The following is an 18,538-nucleotide window of genomic DNA, read 5'->3' on the forward strand; positions in this document are numbered from 1 at the left end:
AAAGAGATCACATGAAGAAGATTCTTCTGTCGGCGACAGCGCTTGTCGTCGCGGGCGCATTCGCCCTCACCGGCTGCTCCTCGGAGCGCGGCGGTGACACGGGATCGGGTTCCGGCGATGAAGCGACGAAGGGCTTCGCCGCCGACGCCACGATCGGTGTCGCCCTCCCGGACAAGACCTCGGAGAACTGGGTCCTGGCCGGTGACCTGTTCAAGACCGGTCTCGAGAAGGCGGGATTCAAGGCCGACGTGCAGTACGCGCCGGCCAGCAACACGGTCGCCGAGCAGCAGAACCAGATCCAGGCGCTCGTCACGGGCGGTGCCAAGGTGATCATCATCGGCGCGAAGGACGGTAAGCAGCTCACCACCCAGGTCGAGGCCGCGCGCGACGCCGGTGTCGCCGTCATCGCGTACGACCGCCTGATCGAGAACACCGACGCGGTGGACTACTACGTCGCGTTCGACAACTTCGAGGTCGGCAAGCTCCAGGGTCAGGCGCTCCTCGACGGTCTCGCCGAGCGCGCGGGCCACGAGGCGCCGTACAACATCGAGCTGTTCTCGGGTTCGCCGGACGACGCCAACTCCGCCGTGTTCTTCAACGGTGCGATGGAGGTGCTGCAGCCGAAGATCGACGACGGCACGCTGAACGTCGTCTCCGGGCAGACCGAGATCTCCCAGACGGCGACCGAGGGCTGGAAGCCGGAGAACGCCCAGCGCCGCATGGACTCGATCCTCACGTCCAGCTACGGCTCGGAGACGCTCGACGGCGTCCTGTCCCCGAACGACACGCTCGCGCGCGCCATCATCACCTCGGCGCAGCAAGCCGGCAAGCCCGTCCCGGTCGTCACCGGTCAGGACTCCGAGGTCGAGTCGGTGAAGTCGATCATGGAGGGCGTCCAGTACTCCACGATCAACAAGGACACCACGCTGCTCGTGGAGCAGGCCATCAAGATGGTCGGCCAACTGCAGAAGGGCGAGGAGGTCGACGTCAACGACACCGACCAGTACGACAACGGCAAGAAGGTCGTTCCGGCCTACCTGCTCCCGCCGGTCATCGTGACCAAGGAGAACGCGGCCGAGGCATACGCCAACGTGCCGAGCCTCCTCGAGATCGTGAAGTCGTACCAGTAACACGATTCGCACCGCGCACGAGCCGTCCGTCCCTTCCGGGGCGGGCGGCTCGTCCGCATGGGGACCCGTGTCTGTCCGGCGCCCGCGTCACGGGGCTGTGTCGGTCGCGGCGCCCGTGACGCCAGCGCACCGGCGCCGATCACGAGGTCGCGTCACGAGGTGCGCGTCATGGAGGCGCGGGTGAGGAACAGGAGGGCGAGGGCGATCCCGGTGAGGGCGACCGCGACCCAGACCGGTCCGAGAGGTCCGGTGCCGGTCTCCAGTGCCGCAGCTCCGAGCACGGGGCCCGCGGCCGCTCCGACGTTCAGGGCTGCGGTCGCGGCGGAGCCGGCCATGGTCGGCGCCGCGGTCGCGGCGTACAGCACCCGTGTGACCAGGGTGCTGCCCACCCCGAACGACAGCACTCCCAGCACGAGCACGCCGGCCAGCAGAGCCGCGGGGTGGATCGCGAGGAGCGCGAACGCCGTCCAGCCGGCGAGCAGCAGCGGTCCGCCGATGCCGACCACCAGCCCGGGGTGCCGGTCGGAGAGTCGCCCAGCGACGGTCACACCGACGAACGACCCGACGCCGAACAGCACCAGGACGATCGCCACCCATCCCTCGGCCAGGTGCGCGGTCTCGGTCACGATCGGCGCGAGGAACGTGAAGGCGGCGAACGTGCCGCCGTTGATCAGCGCCGCGAGCGCCAGAGCGATGGCGACCGGTCGGGTGCCGAAGACGCGCAGCTCGGCACGCAGGGTCGGCGCGGCCGCGGGTGTGGGTGTGGGCGCGGGCGCGGGTGTGGGTGTGGGTGTGGGTGTGGGTGTGGGCGCTGGTGTGGGTATGGATGTGGACTCTGGCCGGTATGGAGCGATCACGCGCGCTGGGACGCCGCGGACGATCCCGAGGAGGGCGGGCACGCAGAGCAGCGCGACCGCCCAGAAGGTGGCGCGCCACCCCCAGGCCGCGCCCAGCACGGTGCCCGCGGGAACGCCCGCGACCGTGGCGACGGTGGTGCCGGCCAGGAGCACCGAGACCGCGCGCCCGGTCTGGCCGGGCGGCACCAGCGACGTCGCGGTGCGCAGGGCGACGGCGAGGAAGCCGGCGTTGGCGATCGCGCTCACCACCCGCGTGAGGAGCAGGACCTCGAACGACGTGGTGAGGGCGCCGAGCACGTGGCACGCGCCGAACGCGAGCAGGCACAGGAGCAGGGTGAGGCGAGGCGGCCATCCGCGCGCGAAGGCCGCCATCACCGGGGCGCCCACGACCATTCCGATCGCGAAGGCGGAGGTGAGCAATCCCGCTGATCCGACGGGGATGGCGAGGTCGTCGGCGATCGCGGGGAGGAGCCCGGCGAGCATGAATTCGGACGTGCCCATGACAAACACCGTCAGGGCGAGGGAGTAGAGGGCAAGAGGCATCGAGACTCCGAGGTGAGAGAGCAGAAGGGGTCTTCTGGTCACCACGGTCAGCCCGGTGCGACGGGTGCGACGGGGGAGCGCCCGCCTGGGGGCGGATGCGACGAGTCAGCGAGTGTCGGGGCTGGCGGTGCGACCGGCAGCCCCCGACCTGTCTGATTCGGGGCTCGACATGCTTCCACTCTAGGGGGAGGCGCACCCGCCGTACCTGCCGCGCTCGCCGCACCCGCCGCACTCGCTGCACCCACTGCTCGCCGCACCCGCCGCACTCGCTGCACCCACCGCTCGCCGCACCCGCCGGCATCGTCAATGCGCTCGCAGCCTCGCGACTCAGAACGGTGCCGCGCCCATGTCCGCACCCGCGTCCCATGCGCCTCCACCGGTCCCCGCGCCGCGGCCATCCTGCACACCCGCCTCCGCGAACACCACCGATGGCCGAGGCGGCGGGCGGTCGAGGTAGCTCCGTCCGGCCGGACTCGTCCACTCCAGAAGGCCGCCCGGCCGCTGCCGCACCTGCCACGGGGAGTGGTGCTTGAGGGTGTGGTGTCTGCGGCAGAGGGTCGCCAGGTTCCGGTGCTCGGTCTTCCCGCCGCGGGCCGCATCGTGGCTGTGGTCGAGGTCGCTCTTCCGCGCCGCGAGGCCGCATCCGGGGAAACGACAGCGCTGGTCGCGCGCTCGCAGGTGCCGGCGGAGCTCCTCGCTCGGCCGGTAGCGGTCGACCGCGAGCGTCGCGCCGCTGATCGGATGCGTCAGCACCCGGTCCCACCCCGCGGCGCCGCCGGTCAGATGTCGGGCGGTCTCCGCATCGATCGGCGTCTGACCGTCGAGCTCAGCCGGAGCGCCCACCGCCGTGGGGTGATCGTCACGAAGAAGGGTCAGCACAGGCACCGTCACCTCCACGCGCGCCCGCAGCTCGCCCAGCAGACCGTCCGCCGTGTCGTGGCCGGCCGGGGTGCCAGTCAGCACCAGATCGGAGAGCAGGTCGGCTCGCAGCTGGTCGACCGTGCGGGTGTCGGGTGTGGCAGGGGAGGGCTCGGTCGCGCCCCGCTCCGCGCGCGCGTTCTCCTGCTGTACGGCGTGAGCCATCTGCGACAGCCGGTCGAACATGCCGTGGACGAGTGCCGCCGGTCCGTGCATGCCCAGGTCGGCCATCCCGTCGCCTGCGTCTTTCACCCAGACCCGCCGCTGCTCGCGGGCGTCGCGGTGCCGTTCGGTGACCGTGCGCTCCTGGAAGCGTTCGGCGAGGCGTCGCACGAGCGGCCGCAGCCGGTTGGGCGAGGTGGTCTGCGCGAGGGCTACGGCGTCGTCGGCGAAGGCCGACCGCTCGGAAGCGTCGTGGAGATGCGCGCCCGCGTCGAGGATCGCGCGCGCGTGCGCCGCGCTGATCAGCCCGCGGCCCTGCGCCTCCCACACCGCGGGGAAGCGCTCGACCAGCCAGGACGCCTCGGACATGCGCCGTTCGACCGCGCGATCGCTCGCGCGCTGGGCCGCGCCGATCTCGGCGGCGACCGTGCGGATCGCCAGGTCGCCGTGGTCGGGGTGGCGCCCCTGCCGGGCGATGTCGACCGCGAGGCGCCCGGCCAGGGCCAGCAAGCCGTCGCGGGCGGCCTGCATGCTGCTCAGCGTCTGCTCCGCCGCGACCAGGCCCGCGACCAGCTCGGCGAGCATCGCCCGCTGGGAGTCGGTGGCGTCGAGCAGCGCGGTCATGACCTCACTCCATCACTGACCACCGACATTCGAACAAAGGATCGAACGAGTGTGGACGAAAGTCAGGTCACGGAAAGGTAACGGTCGTGGTTTACTGACGCGATGCTTCTCAACGTCGTCGAAGCCGGTTCGGGCGAGCACACGGTCGTGCTCCTCCACGGCATGATGGGCTCCGCCGAGAGCTGGCACCGCGTCGTGCCCGCGCTGACGGAGCGCGGTTTCCGCGTACTCGCGCTCGATCTCCCCGGTCACGGACTCTCGCCGCGCGATCCGCAGCTCACGATCGAGAGCGCGGCCGACGCGGTCGTCGAGACCCTGGTGCGCCTCCTCGAGCCCCCGTCCGCCACCCCCGGCCCGCCCCTGATCGCCGCGATGGGACACTCCTTCGGTGCCACGGTCCTCGCCGCGGCCGCCCCGCGACTCGAACCGGCGCTCGCCGTCTACGTCGACGCGGCGCTAACCCTGCAGGGCGGTCAGGATCGCGCGGCGCTGGTGTCGCAGTACGAACACGACCGGCGTGCACGCCTGTCGCCGACCGAGCTGCGCCGCGCGCGTCCGTTCTATTCGGTCGCCGATGCCGAGGCGGAGGCCCGCGCGGCCGAGCGGTTCGATGCCGCGACGGCCGCGTCCGTGTCGTGCGGCTCCGATGGGCACTGGAGCGCCGCACCGGGCTCGATCGTCGTCCGCGCCGACCCCAGCGCGTGGGTCACCGACGAGGACGCGCGCCGGTTCGAGCACGAGGGCGTCCGCGTGCGGAGCATCCCTGGCGCGGCGCACACCGTCTGGTACAGCCACTTCGACGTGTTCACCGCGGCGCTGCCGGAGCTCTTCGGCTCCCGCTGACGACAGGGCGGGCGGCCGGCGATCCGGGACTACCCTGGAGAGGACATGGCACATCTTCTCGGGGCCGAAGCCCTGCACCTCGAATACCCGACCCGCGTCGTCTTCGACTCCGTCACCCTCGGCATCGAGGAGGGGGACCGCATCGGGATCGTCGGCCGCAACGGCGACGGCAAGTCCAGCCTCCTCGGCATGCTCGCCGGCACCAAGGAGCCGGACTCCGGCCGGGTGACCGTGCGCGGCGGCACCCGCATCGGTGTGCTGACCCAGGCGGATACGCTCCCGGACGACCTCACGATCGGCGCGGCCGTGGTCGGCGACGTGCCGGAGCACGAGTGGGCGGGCGACGCCCGGGTGCGCGATGTGATCGACGGGCTGCTGCGGGAGCTCCCGTGGGACGCGCGGATCGGATCGCTCAGCGGCGGCCAGCGGCGGCGTGTGTCGCTCGCCAAGCTCCTGACCGGCGACTGGGACGTGATCGCGCTCGACGAGCCCACCAACCACCTCGACGTCGAGGCCATCACCTGGCTCGCCGGTCATCTGAAGAAGCGCTGGTCCCCGAACGCCGGGGCGCTGCTGGTCGTCACGCACGACCGCTGGTTCCTCGACGAGATCTGCACCGAGACGTGGGAGGTGCACGACCGCATCGTCGAGCCGTTCGAGGGCGGCTACGCGGCGTACATCCTGCAGCGGGTCGAGCGCGACCGCATGGCCGCGGCGACCGAGGCGAAGCGGCAGAACCTCGCCCGCAAGGAGCTCGCGTGGCTGCGCCGCGGCGCCCCCGCGCGCACCAGCAAGCCGAAGTTCCGCATCGACGCGGCCAACGAGCTGATCGCGGACGTGCCGGAGATCCGCGACAAGGTGTCGCTGCAGTCGCTCGCGGTGTCGCGGCTCGGGAAGGACGTGGTCGACCTGCTCGACGTCGGCGTGACCTACCCGACCGAGGACGGCGGCACCAGAACGGTGCTGAAGGACGTGGAGTGGCGCATCGCACCGGGGGAGCGCACCGGCATCCTCGGGGTGAACGGGGCGGGGAAGTCCACGCTGCTCGGGCTGATCTCCGGTGCCGTCGAGCCGACAGAGGGCCGGGTCAAGCGCGGCAAGACCGTGCAGGTGCGCACCCTCACGCAGCGCCTCGACGAGCTCACGCCGCACTGGAACGACCCGGTGCGCGTGGTGATCTCCGGGTTGCGCACCTCCTACACGCTCGGCGCCGGGTCGAAGGCGCAAGACCTCACGCCCGGTCAGCTGCTGGAGCGGCTCGGGTTCTCGTCGGCGCAGCTGTCGACACCGGTCAAAGACCTCTCGGGCGGCCAGCAGCGCCGGTTGCAGCTGCTGCTCGTGCTGCTCGACCAGCCCAACGTGCTGATCCTCGACGAGCCGACCAACGACATGGACACCGACATGCTCGCCGCGATCGAGGACCTCCTCGACTCCTGGTCGGGCACACTCCTGGTCGTCAGCCACGACCGGTACTTCCTGGAGCGCGTGACCGACCAGCAGTACGCGATCCTCCCGGGACCCGACGGCGCCGGACGGCTGCGCCACCTCCCCGGCGGCGTGGACGAGTACCTGCGGCTGCGCGAGCGGGTGGAGGCCGAGGGGTCGAAGCCCTCCGCGAGTGCCGCTGCGGCGGCACCGACCGGCCTCGACGGTGCCGCGCTCCGCACGGCGCAGAAGGAGGTCGCGGCGCTCGAACGACGCATCCAGAAGCTCACCGCGCAGGTCGACGCGGCCAAGCACGCGCTCGCCGACCACGACCAGTCCGACTACGCCGGACTGGGGGAGCGGATGAAGGAGATCTCGGCGCAGGAGGCCGAGATCGAGGAGCTCGAGCTGCGCTGGTTCGAACTCACCGAACAGATCGGCTGAGACCAGGAATATCCTTCTCCCCATAGCGTTGGGAGGTAGGGATGGAAGGCCTTGAAGTCACCGTCCTGCTCGGACTCACGATCCTCGTCGGAACCCTGATCGCCCCGCGCGTGCGTCTCGCGCTCCCGCTCGTCCTCGTCCTGCTCGGACTGCTGCTCGGTTTCGTGCCCGAGCTGCGCGAGGTGCAGCTGCCGCCGGAGACCGTGCTGCTGCTGTTCCTGCCCGTGATCCTGTTCTGGGAGAGCCTCACCACGTCGCTGCGCTCGATCCGCCGCGACTTCCGCTACATCCTGCCGATGAGCACCCTGCTCGTGGTGGCCTCGGCGTTCGCGGTCGCGGGCATCGGCGTGCTGTTCGGGATGCCGTGGGAGGTCGCGCTCGTCCTGGGCGCCGCCGTCGCCCCGCCCGATGCCACCGCGGTCGCCGCGCTCGGACGTCTGCTGCCGCGACGCATGTTCATGAAGCTGAAGGCGGAGAGCCTCACGAACGACGGCACCGCGCTCGTCCTGTATGCGATCGCGGTGTCGCTCGCGCTCGGCGGCCAGGTCACGCCGCTCTCCGTCACGTGGGACGTGCTGGTGTCGTACGTCGGCGGGGTCGCGGCGGGCGTCGCGGTCGCCGCGATCGCGTACCTGCTGCTGCGTCGCATGTCGTCGACCATCGTCATCAACGTGACGCTGCTGCTCGTGCCGTTCTCGGCGTTCCTGGTCGCCGAGATGGTGCACGCCTCGGGGGTGCTGGCCGTGGTCGTGGCCGGACTCATCGTGGCCTGGGTGTCGCCGCGCGTGACGACTGCGGCGTCGCGGCGCCAGGCGGACGCGGCGTGGCCCTTCGGCGTGTTCCTCCTCAACGGCGCGCTGTTCGTGCTCATCGGGCTCGAGGTGCAGTACGTGGTGCACGAGGTGCCGCCGTCGGTGATCGGGCGACTGGTGCTGATCACGCTCGCGGTGTGGGCCACGCTGCTGGTCGTGCGCTACCTGTTCCAGCTGCTCAACGTGCTGTTCCAGGGCAGGCCGTCCGCCCGCCCGGCCCCTGGCTCGCGCTCCCGTGCGCGCCTCGTGTCCACCGTCGCGGGGATGCGCGGAGCCGTGTCGCTCGCGATCGCCCTGTCGGTGCCCACGACCGTGACCGAGGGCGGCGCGATCGCCGGCCGCGACGAGATCGTGCTCGTGACGGCCGGGGTGATCCTGCTCAGTCTGCTCGCGCAGGCCCCCATGCTGCCGGCCCTGGTGCGCTGGGCGCGGTTCCCGGTCGACCACGCGGAGGCCGAGGAGTTCGAGCTCGCGGAGCGCGCGATCTCCGGCGCCGCTCTGGCCGCGCTGGACGACCTGGCCGCCGAGCACGGCGTCGGCGCGGAGGTGCGCGATCACGTGCGGGCCGAGGGGTATCGCAACCTGGAGTTCGCGAACGCCCGGACCCTGGCGCGGGAGCAGGCCCTGATCGACGCGGAGGCCGAGGCGCTGGACGACATGCTCGGCGAGCCCGACCCCCTGGGCATCGGCGGGGAGGAGGGCACCGGGGAGCCGGAAGCCGACGGCGGCGTCGGCGGCGCGGTCGACCCCGAGTCGAGCGACGGCACGGTGCTGCAGATGATCGCGACCTCGGCCGACGTCGACCTGGCCCAGCGCTCTCCGCTCATCCGGCACGAGGAGCACACGCGACTCAAGCTCGCGCTGCTCGACCGCAAGCGCGAGGTGCTGCTCGGGCTGCGCAGCGCCGGGACCGTGGACGACCTGGTGGTGCGGCGCATCTCGGCCCGGCTCGACCTCGAACAGGTGCGTCTGCAGGGCATCGAGGAGTTCGACTGACCCTCACCCGGTGGTCCGCCCCGGGCGCCGCCGGGACCTGTGACGCCGTGTGACGGCGCGATTCCGCCGCCTGCGCCGGACCTGCCTAACGTAGTCGGGTCCCGCCAGGAAGGAACCCCCTCATCATGTCCCGCCGCACCACCACCGTCCTCGCCGCGCTCGCCGCGGTCCCGCTGTTCGTCGCGCTCTCCGGATGCGCGACGGCCTCCTCCGACGCCGGTTCCGGCGACGCGGAGAACGAGACCGTCAAGATCGGGGTCGTCGGCAAGGGCGACGCGCAGTGGCCCGCCTTCGTCGAGGCTGCCGCCGACGAGGGCATCACGGTCGAGCTGGTCGACTTCGGCTCCTACGAGCAGCCGAACCCCGCGCTGAGCGAGGGCGAGATCGACCTCAACCAGTTCCAGCACATCGTGTACCTCGCCGAGTACAACAACGCCTCGGGCTCCGACCTCACGCCGATCGGCTCCACCGCGATCTACCCGCTCGGCCTGTACTCGAAGAAGTACGACGACATGGACGACATCCCCAAGGGCGAGACCGTCGCCGTGCCGGACGACGCGTCGAACCAGGCCCGCGCGCTGAACGTGCTGCAGCAGGCCGGCCTCGTCGAGCTGAAGAGCGGCGGCACGCCCTACTCCGACCTCGCCGACGTCGACACCGAGAAGTCGAAGGTGCAGGTGAAGGCGCTGGAGGCGGCGCTCATCCCCACCTCACTGCCCGATGTCGCCGCTGCGATCATCAACAACGACTTCGTGGAGGACGCCGGGCTCACGTTCGACGACGCGATCGCGCAGGACGACCCCGAGGACCCGAGCGCCCTGCCGTACGTGAACATCTTCGCGGCCCGCGCGGAGGATGCCGACAACGAGACCTACAACAAGCTGGTCGAGATCTTCCAGACGAACGAGGACGTGCAGGCGGGACTCCTCGAGTCCTCCGGTGGCACGGCGGTGGCGTTGCAGACCCCGGTGAAGGACCTCGTGGCCTCGCTGGAGAAGGTCCAGAAGGACGCCGACGCGAAGAAGTGACGCAGTGGGGGTGCGGGGCACCCCCACCCCGTGAGGGAGAATCGGGTGGCGCCTCTCGCGTCGCCCGATTCTCCGTTTCCCGAGACCCAGACCGGAGCAGCACATGCCGATCGTCTCCCTGACGAACGTGTCCAAGACCTACCCCTCCCGCAGTCACGGTGAACCGGAGGTCGTCGCCGTCGACGACGTGACCCTCGACATCGACCAGGGCGACGTGTACGGCATCATCGGCTACTCCGGCGCCGGCAAGTCGACGCTGGTGCGCCTGATCAACGCCCTGGAGCCGGCGACGAGCGGCACCATCACGGTCGACGGCGTCGATCTCACCACGCTCGGCGAACGCGAACTGCGCCGCGTGCGCGGCGGCATCGGCATGATCTTCCAGCAGTTCAACCTGTTCTCCTCGCGCACCGTGCGGTCGAACGTGGCCTACCCGCTGACGCTGGCCGGCTGGTCGAAGCCCGACATCGAGGCGCGGGTGACCGAGCTGCTGTCGTTCGTGGGGCTGTCCGACAAGGCGAAGGCCTACCCCGAGCAGCTGTCCGGCGGCCAGAAGCAGCGCGTCGGCATCGCCCGGGCCCTGGCCACCAAGCCCGCGATCCTGCTCGCCGACGAGGCCACCAGCGCCCTCGACCCGCAGACCACGCACGAGGTCCTCGACCTGCTCAAGCGGGTCAACGAGGAGCAGGGCGTCACCATCGTGGTCATCACCCACGAGATGGACGTCATCCAGACGATCGCGACCAAGGTCGCCGTGATGGAGAACGGTCGCGTGATCGAGCGCGGCGACGTGTTCGACGTGTTCTCGGCGCCGCAGAACCCGGCGTCGCAGCGCTTCGTCGGCACGGTCGTGAAGGGCGTGCCGTCGCCGTCCGAGCTCGCCGTGCTGCGCGAGCGGCATCGCGGGCGCCTCGTCACGTTCTCGTTCCGCGACGGCGACTCGTCGCAGGCGCAGGTGTTCCTCGACCTCGCGGCCGCCGGACTCGACTTCGAGCTCGTGTACGGCGGCATCAACGACATCCGGGGCAGGGCGTTCGGGCACCTGACGCTCGCGATCCGCGGCGACTCCTCCGCGATCGACAGGGCGCTCACGACGATCGGTGAGCGCGTGGACGTGACCGTGATCGCCGCAGAGGAGGCCCGCTGATGGATCGTCTGAACGAACTGTGGCCCGAGTTCTGGTCGGCCGCACTGGAGACGCTGTACATGGCGTCGTTCGCGCTCGTGCTCGGCGGGATCCTCGGTCTTGCGATCGGCATCATCCTCTACATCACGCGCCCCGGTGGACTCCTGCAGAACCGGGTCGTCTCGGTGCTCGTGAACCTGGGGGTCAACTTCTTCCGACCCATCCCGTTCGTGATCTTCATGGCCGTCGCGCAGCCGTTCGCGCGGCTCGTGGTGGGGTCGGGCATCGGCACCACGGCGGGCGCGTTCATCATCGGGCTCGCGGCGGCGTTCGCGATCGGCCGCATCGTGGAGCAGCACCTCGTGTCGGTGTCGCCCGGCGTGATCGAGGCGGCGCGGGCGATGGGGGCGGGGCCGTGGCGCATCCTGTTCACGGTCGCGATCCCGGAGTCCCTCGGACCGCTGATCCTCGGCTACACGTTCATCGTGGTCGCGCTCATCGACATGACCGCGATGGCCGGTCTGATCGGCGGCGGCGGCCTGGGTGCGTTCGCGCAGATCTACGGCTTCCGGCAGTTCGAGCCGATCGTGATGTGGGCCGCCATCATCCTGATCGTGGTGTTCGTGCACCTGGTGCAGCTGCTGGGCACGCGGCTCGCCCGGAGGATCATGCGACGCTGACCCCCGGTGGGGCGCGGGTCAGCGCGCCGGGGCGTCCTGCAGGCTCCGGCGGGTGGTGAACACGCGCTCCTCACCGGTGAGCGGGTCCAGGAACCGCAGTTCCCGGGCCAGGAGCTGCAGGGGCCGGGAGAAGTCGTCGGGCTGCTCGGGCAGCAGCTCCGGGTAGAAGCCGTCGTGCAGGATGCCGAGCCCGAGCGCGGCCAGGTGCACGCGCAACTGGTGCATCTTGCCGCTGTGCGGGCGCAGCAGGGTGTGCACCACGCGGTCGTCGGCGTCGATCACGTCGATGAGCGTCTCCGAGTTGGGCTCCCGGGTGTCGTCGACCTGCACGCGCACCTCTCCGCGGTGCTTCTCGATGTGGGTGCGGTACACCAGCGGGAAGCGGGAGGGATCCCAGCCGGCGGGCCGGGCCGATACGGCCTCGTACACCTTCTCGACCCGTCGATCCTCGAACAGCAGCTGGTAGGCGCCGCGGGTGGCGGGGCGGACGGAGAACATCAGCAGCCCGGCGGTCGCGCGGTCGAGGCGGTGGATCGGCGTGAGCTCCGGGTTGCCGAGCCGGTTCCGCAACCGCACGAGAGCCGAGTTCTGCAGGTACTTGCCGCCCGGGGTGGTGGGCAGGAAGTGCGGCTTGTCGATCACGACGAGGTGGTCGTCCTCGTGCAGGATCTCCTCGGTGAAGGGGATCTCCTTCTCGACGGGCGGCTCGCGGTAGTACCAGACGAACTCCTCGGCGCCCAGCGGCGTCTCCCGCCTGAGCGGTCGTCCGTCGCGGGCGACGATCTCGCCGCGGTCGAACCGCACGAGCAGCCGCTCGGGGTCGAGGTGGAAGAACCGCTCGACCATGTAGTCCGCGATCGTCGGCCAATCCCCGGTCAGCGGAACGTGCAGTCGCGTGGCGCCGACGCCGTCGCGCACGGGGAGCGGGGAGGGCATGCCCATTGTTCGGCCTTCGGCAGGAGGGGCGGGACCCCTCCACCCTAGGCGACGGCGCCGGTCGGCTCGGCTCAGTCCGCCCCGGCGGCGATCCAGTCGTCGAACGTGGTGGGGGCGAGCCGGGCTCCCTCGGCGGGGAGCAGCACCTCGCCCGCGAACTCGACGCCCAGAGCCGCACCGCGCCACGAGGCGCGCAGCGGAAGCTCTCGTCCGCGGGCGGCGAGGGTGCGCCTGGCCATGTCGACGGCGTCTTCGGTGCGGGGCCCGGCGATGTCGAAGGATCCGCCCAGCGCGGGGGCAGCGGCCGCCTCGACGAGGGCGACCGCCACGTCCGCCGGGGCGATCGGCTGCAGCAGCAGCGGGGGGACGACGCCCTCGCCGTCGACGATCGACCACTCGGCGATCATGGCGGGGAAGTCGTGGAACTGCGTCGCGCGCACGATCGTGAAGGGCACGGCGCCGCGGGCGACCTCGCGCTCCTGGGCCCGCTTGCCGAAGTAGTGCGGGTTGCCCTGCACCCGATCGAGCGCCGCGATCGACAGGGCCACGTGGTGGGCGACCCCGGCGGCGGCTCCGGCGACCAGGAGGGTGCGCGTCACCGTCGCGAACACACGCTCGGCCTCCGCCACGTCGGACACCGGGGGATTGGTCGCGTCGATCACCGCGTCGACCCCGTCGAGTCGCGCCGCGAGACCCTCGCCCGTCGTCAGGTCCACCCCTTCGCCGCGGCTGAGGGAGATCGCGTCATGGCCTCGCCGTCGCGCCTCCTCCACCACGAGCCGCCCGATCCGTCCTGTCCCGCCTGCCACTGCGATGCGCATGCCGCTCCTTTGTCGTGATCCGTGGCTATCCTGCCCCGGGCCGCCGACATCCGCCGCGCACGCGTGAGCGGCGTCAGGCGTCGAAGCTCAGGCTGAGCTTGCGCAGCAGACCGGCGAGCCGTTCGCGGTCGCCGCGCGACAGTGCCCTGAGCAGCTCGGCCTCCGCGTCGACCAGCCGGGTGATCGCCGCGTCCACCCGGATACGCCCGTCGTCGGTGAGCGTCACCAGCACGCTGCGGCCGTCGCCGGGGTCGGCCTCCCTGCGCACCAGCCGCCGCCCGACCAGCCGGTCGATCCGGTTGGTCATGGTGCCGCTGGACACGAGGGTCTGCTGCAGCAGCTGCTTCGGGGAGAGCTGGAAGGGGGCGCCGGCGCGGCGCAGCGCCGACAGCACGTCCCACTCCCACGACTCGAGGTCGCTGCGGCGGAACACCTCGCGGCGGGCGCGGTCGAGGTGACGCGACAGCCGGTCCATCCGCGACAGCACCTCGAGCGGGGAGAAGTCGAGGTCGGGCCGCTGCGTGTTCCACGCGCCGACGATCCGGTCGACCTCATCCACCTCGCTCATGCGTTCATTATCGCGTGCGCCCCGTCGTCCGCCGTCCCGCGGGCGGGCAGCTCCAGGGTCAGGAACACGCTGTGCGGATCCGGCCGGTAGCGGCCGAACGCCGCGCACTCGCGGAAGCCCGCGCGGGTGTACATCGCGACCGCGGGCAGGAAGAAGTCGTCGCGCCCGGTCTCCAGCGACACCTGGCGCACCCCGCGGGCGGTGGCGTCGTCGAGGAGGAACCGCACCAGGGTGCGTCCGATGCCGCGGCCGCGCAGTGCGGGGTCGGTGCGCATCGACTTGAGCTCCTCGTGCCCGTGGTCGACCGTGGCGAGGGCGCCCGTGCCGACGATGCGGTCGTCCAGGGTGGCGGCGAACAGGCGCACGTGCGGTGCGAGGAGTCCGTCGATGGGCAGGGCGTGCTGGCTCTCGGGTGGCGCGGTGCCCTGCATCTCGGCGTGATGCGCGGACACGAACGCCGCGAGGTCCGGCGTGGCGGAGGCGATGCGGGTGATGACGACGTCGCTCATGGCCCCAGCATCGCAGAGCCGTGTTTCGTCCCGATGTCGGCCACCCGGGCGTGCATCGGAACACGAGCGGGGACGTGGCAGACTTGTCGGGCGGTGCCCACGCGGGGGCCGCGGTCCGCCGTGGTGTAATGGCAGCACGACAGCCTTTGGAGCTGTGAGGTCTAGGTTCGAGTCCTGGCGGCGGAGCATGACTGGGAACAATCTCGCCATCGTCGTCCTCGCCGCAGGTCAGGGCACCCGCATGAAGTCGCGGCTGCCCAAGGTGCTGCACCCCATCGGCGGCCGACCGCTCGTCGGGCACGTGCTCACCACGGCGCGTCGGCTGCAGGCCGCGCACATCGAGGTCGTCGTGCGTCACGAGCGCGACCAGGTGGTGGCCGCGCTCGCGGAGGACTACCCCGATGCGGTGTTCGTCGACCAGGACGAGGTGCCGGGCACGGGGCGGGCCGTGCAGGTCGCGGTCGATGCGCTGCCCGGCGACTTCGACGGCGATGTGCTCGTGCTCTCGGGCGACTGCCCGCTCGCGGACGCCGAGACGCTCACCGCGTTCCTGGAGGAGCACCGCGCCTCCGGTGCGGCGGCCACCCTCATGACGGCCCTGGTCGACGACCCCACCGGCTACGGCCGGGTGATCCGCGACGCGGACGGCGGTGTCGACCGCATCGTCGAGCAGAAGGACGCGACGGCCGAGGAGGCCGCGGTCACCGAGATCAACGCCGGCATGTACGTGTTCCGTGCCGCGACGCTGCGCACGTACCTGCCGCAGGTGGGCGTCGACAACGCGCAGGGCGAGATGTACCTGACCGATGTGCCCGGTCTGCTGCGCCGTGACGGCGACCGCGTGGCCGCCTCGGTCGTCGACGACGTCGAGGTCACGTTCGGGGTGAACGATCGTGCGCAGCTCGCCGAGGTCGGCCGCCGCCTGAACGCCCGCATCGTGCGCCGCTGGCAGCTCGAGGGCGTCACGGTGATCGATCCGGCGACCACGTGGATCGACGACGACGTCACCCTGGCGCCCGACGTGACGCTCCTGCCGAACACGCAGATCCTGCGCGCGACCACCGTCGCCGCGGGTGCCACGATCGGTCCCGACACGACGCTCGTGACCTGCGAGGTGGGGGAGGACGCGGTCGTGCGGCGCACCGACGCCACGCTGGCCGTGATCGGCGCCGAGGCGACCGTCGGGCCCTTCTCCTTCCTCCGCCCCGGTACCGTGCTGGGCGCCAAGGGCAAGATCGGCGCGTACGTCGAGACCAAGAACGCCGAGATCGGCGAGGGCAGCAAGGTGCCGCACCTCTCCTACGTGGGGGATGCGACGATCGGCCGCGGGGTCAACCTGGGCGCGAGCACCATCACCGCCAACTACGACGACGTGAACAAGCACCGCACCGAGATCGGCGACGAGGTCCACACCGGCTCGCACACGGTCCTGGTCGCGCCCGTTAGGCTGGGTGCTGGTGCGAAGACCGGTGCCGGCGCCGTCGTCCGCAAGGACGTCCCCGCCGGTGCCCTGGCCATGAGCGTGGCCCCCCAGCGCAACGTCGAGGGGTGGGTCGAGAAGAACAGAGCAGGCACGGGGGCGGCGGACGCCGCGGCCCGGGAGAACACGGCGGAATAGGCGGAGCATGGCCCGGAAGAAGAAGACGGTCGACCTGGATCGCGACAACGGGGTGGCCCCCGGGATCATCGCGAAGACCAAGAAGCGGCTCGTCGTCGCGGGCGGGCGCTCCCACCCCGAGCTGACAGCGGCCGTCGCCGAGGCCCTGGGCACCGAGATCGCGCCGGTGGAGCACCGCACGTTCGCGTCGGGGGAGATCTACGCCCGCTTCGAGGTCTCGATCCGCGGCGTCGACCTCTTCCTCATCCAGACCTTCGGCGAACCGGTGAACGAGTGGCTCATGGAGACGCTCATCATGATCGACGCCGCCAAGCGCGCGTCGGCCAAGCGCATCACCGTCGTCGCCCCCTACTATCCGTATTCGCGCCAGGACAAGAAGGGCCGCGGCCGTGAGCCGATCAGCGCCCGCCTGGTCGCCGACCTGCTCAAGACGGCCGGCGCCGACCGCGTCATGAGCGTCGACCTGCACGCGGCGCAGATCCAGGGCTTCTTCGACGGCCCGGTCGACCATCTCTTCGCCAAGCCGGTGCTGCTCGACCACTTCGAGCGCACGCTGAGCCCGGAGGACCGCGAGATCCTCACGGTCGTGTCGCCCGACATGGGCCGCGTCCGCGTCGCCGACACGTGGTCGGACAGCCTCGGTGCGCCGCTCGCGATCATCCACAAGCGCCGCGACCCGAAGGTCGCCAACCAGGTGTCGGTGCACGAGATCGTCGGCACCGTCGAGGGGCGCACGTGCCTTCTGGTCGACGACATGATCGACACCGGTGGCACGATCGTGAAGGCCGCTCAGGCGCTCAAGGCCAACGGCGCGCACCGTGTGATCGTGGCCGCGACCCACGCGATCTTCAGCGACCCCGCCTCGGAGCGGTTGCAGGACGCCTCGATCGATGAGGTCGTCGTGACGGACACGATCCCGCTGTCGGCGTCGCGCCGCTGGGACAACCTCACGATCCTGCCGATCGCCCCCCTGCTGGCCAGGGCGATCCACGAGGTGTTCGAGGACGGCTCCGTGACGAGCATGTTCGGCGGCGACGCCTGACGCATCGGCACAGCACAGCCGGAGCATAGGCGCGGTCCCTACCGTCGAAGGATCGACAGACCCCGACCCACGGAGGCCCCCATGATCCGCACGACCGTACCCACGTCCGTCCGCACCGGTTCCGCGCTTCTCGGGGTCGCCGGCCTGGTCGTGCTCGCGGGGTGCGCGGGCACCCCCGACGCCGCCGACTCGTCGAACGCTTCGACGGCGCCGACGGGTTCGAGCTCGTCATCCGGCGGGGGCGACGCCGCGGGCTCCTACAACGACGGCACCTACACCGCCGAGGGGTCGTACCAGACCCCGGAGACGGTCGAGCAGATCTCGGTCACTCTCACGCTCGCGGACGGCGTCGTGACCGACGTCGAGGTGACGGGCGACCCGAAGGCACCCGAGACCGAGCAGTATCAGGGCCAGTTCATCGACGGTATCGCGGACGAGGTCGTGGGCAAGCCCATCGACGAGCTGAACGTGAGCCGCGTCGCGGGGTCGTCGCTCACCAGCGGCGGCTTCAACGACGCGGTCGAGTCGATCAAGGAGCAGGCCGCCTCCTAGGCGCGGGGCCTTGTCATGGCGGGTTGGCGTTTCGAGGCGATCGGCACGCACTGGGAGATCGAGACGTCATCGCCGCTCCCGGAGCCCGTCCGATCCGCCGTGTCGGCGGTGATCGAGAGGTTCGACCGCGCCTGGTCGCGGTTCCGGGCCGACTCGGAGGTCTCGCGGCTCGGGCGCGAGGGCGGGACGCTGGCCTCCGCCGACGCGGCGCCCATGCTCGACGCGTATCGCGCGCTGACCACGGCGACCGACGGGGCCGTCAACCCTCTCGTCGCCGACAGTCTCGCCGCCCTGGGCTACGACCGGGAGTACTCGCTCGTGCCGCGGGACCCGCTCGCCGCGCCCGCGGACTGGACGGAGCGGGTCTCGTGGACCTCGACCGGGGTGACCGCGTCGGCTCCGGCCCTGCTCGACGTCGGCGCGCTCGGCAAGGGTCGCCTGGTGGACCTGGTGACAACGGAACTGGCGGAGGTGCCGGACGACGTCGTGGTCGACGCGGGCGGTGACCTCCGGGTCCGCGGCTCCGGTGAGCGCGTCGCCCTGGAGCATCCGTACGACCCGCGGAAGGCCGTGGGCGTGGTCGAGGTGCGTGACGGCGCGCTGTGCGCCTCGGCCGTGAACCGCCGCGCGTGGGGAGACGGGCTGCATCACGTCCTGGACGCCCGCACCGGGGTGCCCGTGCGCACCTGGGCGGCGACCTGGGCGCTGGCGCCCGACGCGATGCTCGCCGACGCCATGGCCACCGCGCTGTTCTTCGACGGGGGCCCGGCGCTCGCCCTGGCCTGGGGCGTGGAGTGGGTGCGCATGACCACCGATGGGCGCCTGCAGCGGTCGCCGGGCTGTCCGGCCGAGCTGTTCACGGTGGGCGGGCCTGGCCGGGCGGCCGCTGACTAGGGAAGAGTGG

17 protein-coding genes and 1 tRNA gene are annotated in these 18,538 nt (G+C 71.4%); 12 read left to right on the forward strand and 6 right to left on the reverse strand.

The features are described from left to right. Nucleotides 1–11: 11 nt before the first annotated feature. Entirely contained in the window at nt 12–1,130 is a 1,119-nt protein-coding gene (locus ACFV3I_RS17755; RefSeq protein ID WP_136028598.1) for a sugar-binding protein, read from the forward strand. A 152-nt stretch (nt 1,131–1,282) separates the two neighbouring features. Here ACFV3I_RS17755 and ACFV3I_RS17760 read toward each other — a convergent pair whose 3' ends face one another. After that, on the reverse strand, nt 1,283–2,530 hold the full coding sequence (locus ACFV3I_RS17760) for an MFS transporter (protein ID WP_378823853.1): 1,248 nt from the start codon (nt 2,528–2,530) through the stop codon (nt 1,283–1,285). Between the two features lie 327 nt (nt 2,531–2,857). Further along, a complete protein-coding gene (locus ACFV3I_RS17765) occupies nt 2,858–4,234 on the reverse strand; it encodes a DUF222 domain-containing protein (protein ID WP_378823854.1) in 1,377 nt (458 codons plus the stop codon). 102 nt (nt 4,235–4,336) lie between these two features. Here ACFV3I_RS17765 and ACFV3I_RS17770 point away from each other — a divergent pair, with 102 nt between their 5' ends. The 6 genes from ACFV3I_RS17770 (at nt 4,337) to ACFV3I_RS17795 (ending at nt 11,588) form a co-directional block, all read left to right on the forward strand. Beyond that, complete coding sequence (locus ACFV3I_RS17770) at nt 4,337–5,077, forward strand: alpha/beta fold hydrolase (RefSeq protein ID WP_136045695.1); 741 nt, start codon at nt 4,337–4,339, stop codon at nt 5,075–5,077. A 45-nt stretch (nt 5,078–5,122) separates the two neighbouring features. Continuing rightward, nucleotides 5,123–6,946 carry an ABC-F family ATP-binding cassette domain-containing protein gene (locus ACFV3I_RS17775; protein WP_378823856.1) on the forward strand — a complete coding sequence of 608 codons (1,824 nt, stop codon included), beginning with the start codon at nt 5,123–5,125 and terminating at the stop codon, nt 6,944–6,946. 41 nt (nt 6,947–6,987) lie between these two features. Next, complete coding sequence (locus tag ACFV3I_RS17780) at nt 6,988–8,754, forward strand: Na+/H+ antiporter (RefSeq protein WP_378823857.1); 1,767 nt, start codon at nt 6,988–6,990, stop codon at nt 8,752–8,754. Between the two features lie 125 nt (nt 8,755–8,879). Continuing rightward, complete coding sequence (locus ACFV3I_RS17785) at nt 8,880–9,782, forward strand: MetQ/NlpA family ABC transporter substrate-binding protein (protein WP_378823859.1); 903 nt, start codon at nt 8,880–8,882, stop codon at nt 9,780–9,782. A 103-nt stretch (nt 9,783–9,885) separates the two neighbouring features. After that, complete coding sequence (locus ACFV3I_RS17790; protein WP_136030433.1) at nt 9,886–10,929, forward strand: methionine ABC transporter ATP-binding protein; 1,044 nt, start codon at nt 9,886–9,888, stop codon at nt 10,927–10,929. Next, nucleotides 10,929–11,588 carry a methionine ABC transporter permease gene (locus ACFV3I_RS17795; RefSeq protein WP_136030431.1) on the forward strand — a complete coding sequence of 220 codons (660 nt, stop codon included), beginning with the start codon at nt 10,929–10,931 and terminating at the stop codon, nt 11,586–11,588. The genes ACFV3I_RS17790 and ACFV3I_RS17795 overlap by 1 nt, the downstream gene beginning before the upstream one ends. Before the next feature lie 18 nt (nt 11,589–11,606). Here the strand turns inward: ACFV3I_RS17795 and ACFV3I_RS17800 are convergent, their stop codons facing one another. From ACFV3I_RS17800 to ACFV3I_RS17815, 4 genes are all read right to left on the reverse strand, one after another. Then, on the reverse strand, nt 11,607–12,530 hold the full coding sequence (locus ACFV3I_RS17800) for a pseudouridine synthase (protein WP_247981952.1): 924 nt from the start codon (nt 12,528–12,530) through the stop codon (nt 11,607–11,609). A gap of 65 nt (nt 12,531–12,595) precedes the next feature. Further along, nucleotides 12,596–13,345 (reverse strand): SDR family oxidoreductase, encoded by a 750-nt coding sequence (locus ACFV3I_RS17805; protein WP_136030427.1) that lies wholly within the window; start codon nt 13,343–13,345, stop codon nt 12,596–12,598. 73 nt (nt 13,346–13,418) lie between these two features. Beyond that, nucleotides 13,419–13,913: a MarR family winged helix-turn-helix transcriptional regulator gene (locus tag ACFV3I_RS17810; RefSeq protein ID WP_136030425.1), complete on the reverse strand. Its 495-nt coding sequence runs from the start codon at nt 13,911–13,913 to the stop codon at nt 13,419–13,421. Next, complete coding sequence (locus tag ACFV3I_RS17815; RefSeq protein ID WP_378823861.1) at nt 13,910–14,422, reverse strand: GNAT family N-acetyltransferase; 513 nt, start codon at nt 14,420–14,422, stop codon at nt 13,910–13,912. The genes ACFV3I_RS17810 and ACFV3I_RS17815 overlap by 4 nt, the downstream gene beginning before the upstream one ends. A 114-nt stretch (nt 14,423–14,536) precedes the next feature. Here ACFV3I_RS17815 and ACFV3I_RS17820 point away from each other — a divergent pair. From ACFV3I_RS17820 to ACFV3I_RS17840, 5 genes are all read left to right on the forward strand, one after another. Continuing rightward, nucleotides 14,537–14,608 (forward strand) — tRNA-Gln (locus tag ACFV3I_RS17820). 1 nt (nt 14,609) lies between these two features. Next, nucleotides 14,610–16,040 carry a bifunctional UDP-N-acetylglucosamine diphosphorylase/glucosamine-1-phosphate N-acetyltransferase GlmU gene (gene glmU / locus ACFV3I_RS17825; RefSeq protein ID WP_136030420.1) on the forward strand — a complete coding sequence of 477 codons (1,431 nt, stop codon included), beginning with the start codon at nt 14,610–14,612 and terminating at the stop codon, nt 16,038–16,040. A 7-nt stretch (nt 16,041–16,047) separates the two neighbouring features. Next, complete coding sequence (locus ACFV3I_RS17830) at nt 16,048–17,082, forward strand: ribose-phosphate diphosphokinase (protein ID WP_378823863.1); 1,035 nt, start codon at nt 16,048–16,050, stop codon at nt 17,080–17,082. Nucleotides 17,083–17,163: 81 nt separating this feature from the next. Then, nucleotides 17,164–17,634 (forward strand): FMN-binding protein, encoded by a 471-nt coding sequence (locus ACFV3I_RS17835; protein WP_136036315.1) that lies wholly within the window; start codon nt 17,164–17,166, stop codon nt 17,632–17,634. Between the two features lie 15 nt (nt 17,635–17,649). After that, nucleotides 17,650–18,528 carry an FAD:protein FMN transferase gene (locus ACFV3I_RS17840; protein WP_378823866.1) on the forward strand — a complete coding sequence of 293 codons (879 nt, stop codon included), beginning with the start codon at nt 17,650–17,652 and terminating at the stop codon, nt 18,526–18,528. Nucleotides 18,529–18,538: the final 10 nt, after the last annotated feature.

It is taken from the genome of Microbacterium sp. NPDC059771, from assembly GCF_042732495.1.
GTDB classification, from domain to species: Bacteria; Actinomycetota; Actinomycetes; order Actinomycetales; family Microbacteriaceae; genus Microbacterium; species Microbacterium sufflavum.